This window comes from Algoriphagus boritolerans DSM 17298 = JCM 18970 (genome assembly GCF_900108085.1).
In the GTDB taxonomy this organism is placed as follows: domain Bacteria; phylum Bacteroidota; class Bacteroidia; order Cytophagales; family Cyclobacteriaceae; genus Algoriphagus; species Algoriphagus boritolerans.
In genome coordinates this window covers 1-2,599 of record NZ_FNVR01000065.1, presented here as the reverse complement: position 1 = coordinate 2,599, position 2,599 = coordinate 1, and the positions used below count along the sequence as shown (strand labels likewise).

Below are 2,599 nucleotides of genomic sequence, written 5' to 3'. Positions count from 1 at the left end.
GGGGATCTGTTTCCAAATTACCCTTAAAACAATCCTTAATAAGGTGCAAATAGGATATTAGTGTACAATCAAAAATTATTTAGGACAGCATTGATTCCACGGTATTTAAATCAGGGTTCTTAATTTCATTTATTTCCTGATATAACTTTTATAAAAACCATAAATACCCATGCCCCAAAAAACACTCACTTTTCGACTTTACTTCGCTCTGACCAGAATAGCATTAGTAGCATTTCTGACATGTTATTCAGGATTTCTGTTTGCGATGGAGAACCCACCTGCACCCAGTCAATTTCCTATGATAAGCTTAATCGGAATTGATGGAAAGCCATTCGGCATTCGTGATGTGGTGGAAAATGGAAAAGCTACAATTGTTTATTACCTATCGCCCGTCTGCGGGGCATGTGCCGAACAGACCAAAGCCATCACTTCCAATTTGGATCAAATGAATGATGTGCAGTTTCTGTTTGTCACAGCCTATACACCGGAAATCACTCAGGCATTTATAGAAGATCACCACATCAGTAACTATGAAAATATTCGCTTTGGATATGATGTCAACTTAACATTGCAACAGCATTACCAACTTACCGCTGTACCATCCATCTATTTATACAATACCTATGGACAACTGAGCCAAGAATGGACGGGCTATACATCTGTGGAAGTGCTGAGAGCTGCTGTTGATGGGAAGCCAATTCAAAGTCCTTCGTGGCTTGATGGAGATTTGGAGTTAGTTGGTGATCAGGATGAACCGTGTCCGGCAAGAGAGCATCACGAACTTTTTCAACTGTGTTTAGATCTAGCTGAAAACTTAGAGGACGACGACACAGGTATATATTTGTACAGCCTGACTCTTAGAGAACTTGCTTGTGTTCCTAAGACCTCTTCACCAGAAAACACAAATAAAATAATCAGAGAGTGGTGGAACCTAAATGCATCCAAAATAAGGTGTGACTTAGGAGTTGAGAATCTAAAAAATCAAAATATTCTCAAATTTGCAGTTCATTACATGCGAAAGCAATTTCTAAAAGATCTTGTTGAGGAATATGAAGTAAATATAGATTATCCTGACATAAATGGAATTTCTGCATTAACATTTTGTCGTGAAGAAGTTGAAAGAATAAAATCCAGGATTCCTGTTGACGAAGGGCACTTAAAGGAAGTATCAAGTATTTGTGATTACTTGAGTGAAGCTATAGCAAACAAAAGTTCAAATTAATTTTAGCTAAATTCTAAATACTTATTATTAATGCACCAAATCCCACTCACTTTTCGACTCTTCTTCGCTCTGACCAAGATAGCTTTCATAGCATTCCTGACTTGTGGCTCACGTATCCTATTAGCGATGGAGGTAACACCTGCCCCAAGTCAATTTCCTATGGAAAGCTTGATCGGTATTAATGGAAAGCCTTTCAGCACTCGTGATGTGCTGAACAAGGAAATGGTCACGATTGTCTTTTACCTCTCTCCCGAGTGCGGAGCATGTGCCGAACAGACCAAAGCCATCACTTCCAATATGAATCAGATGAAAGACGTGCAGTTTCTGTTTGTCACCGCTTATTCACAGGAAAGTACCGAAGCATTCCTAGAAGATCACAACATCCAAAACTATGAAAACATCCGCTTTGGATATGATGCCAACTTGACTCTGCAACAGCACTATCAACTTCAGGCTGTACCATCCATCTATTTGTACAATTCCATTGGGCAACTTATCCAAGAATGGACGGGCTATACATCTGTTGAAGTGCTGGAAGCTGCGGTGGATGGGAAAATAAAATCTGATTCTTCTCGAGAAAAAGATTTGAAGGAGATGTGGGAGAAAGTTGAGGAATGTCCGGAGCCGACTGAAGAAGATTTTAGTAAACTATGTTGGGACGTAGTTGAAAACTTAGAAGATGAAGACACCGGTGTATATAATTATATTTTGACCCTAAGAAGGCTTGCTTGCGTTCCTAAAGGTTCGTCACCGGAGAATACTAACAAATTAATCAGAGAATGGTGGAATATATATGCGCCTAATATAAAATGTGATTTGGAAGTTTTAGCTCTTAAAAATCAAAACATTCTTAAATATGCAGTTCATCTCATGCGGAAACAGTTTATAACAGATCTTGTTGAGGAATATGAAGTAAATATTGATTATCCTGATGATGATGGTAAGTCTGTATTGAAATTTTGTGAAGAAGAGATAGTCGCCCTAAAAGCAAAAGTTCCTGTTGATAACGAACATCTAAAAAATGTTACAGATATCTGTAACAACCTCAAAGAAGGAAAAAAAGAGTAAAAATGATTAGCTTTTTGTCGTTATCACTTATGCCAGATACCAAAATGATTTTTTCCTAAGACCGAAAATTCCATTAACCCATGTACCAAAACCCAACCACTTTTCGACTCAATTTAGCGCTGACCAAAATAGCTATGGTGACATTCCTGACTTGTTGTTCAGATTTTTTGTTTGCGATGGAGAACCCTCCTACACCCAGTCAATTTCCAATGGAAAGCCTAATCGGGATTGACGGAGAGCCTTTCAGCACTGGCGATATACGTATCCATCCGACCAACCCATGTTGTAAGTAAAAAAATTTTATGTAGG

2 protein-coding genes are annotated in these 2,599 nt (G+C 38.4%); both read left to right on the top strand.

Going from position 1 to position 2,599, the window contains the following annotated elements:
- The first annotated feature begins 169 nt into the window (after positions 1-169).
- Positions 170-1,222, top strand: a complete 1,053-nt coding sequence (locus tag C4S61_RS21525; RefSeq protein WP_103926835.1) for a TlpA family protein disulfide reductase — start codon at positions 170-172, stop codon at positions 1,220-1,222.
- Between the two features lie 159 nt (positions 1,223-1,381).
- Positions 1,382-2,290, top strand: a complete 909-nt coding sequence (locus C4S61_RS21520) for a TlpA family protein disulfide reductase (protein ID WP_160111298.1) — start codon at positions 1,382-1,384, stop codon at positions 2,288-2,290.
- The last annotated feature ends 309 nt before the right edge of the window (positions 2,291-2,599 follow it).

What these genes read in the sequence shown, in the direction of transcription:
- C4S61_RS21525 (WP_103926835.1), top strand. Translation starts at nt 170, where the DNA reads ATGCCCCAAAAAACACTCACTTTTCGACTTTACTTCGCTCTGACCAGA.
- C4S61_RS21520 (WP_160111298.1), top strand. Translation starts at nt 1,382, where the DNA reads ATGGAAAGCTTGATCGGTATTAATGGAAAGCCTTTCAGCACTCGTGAT.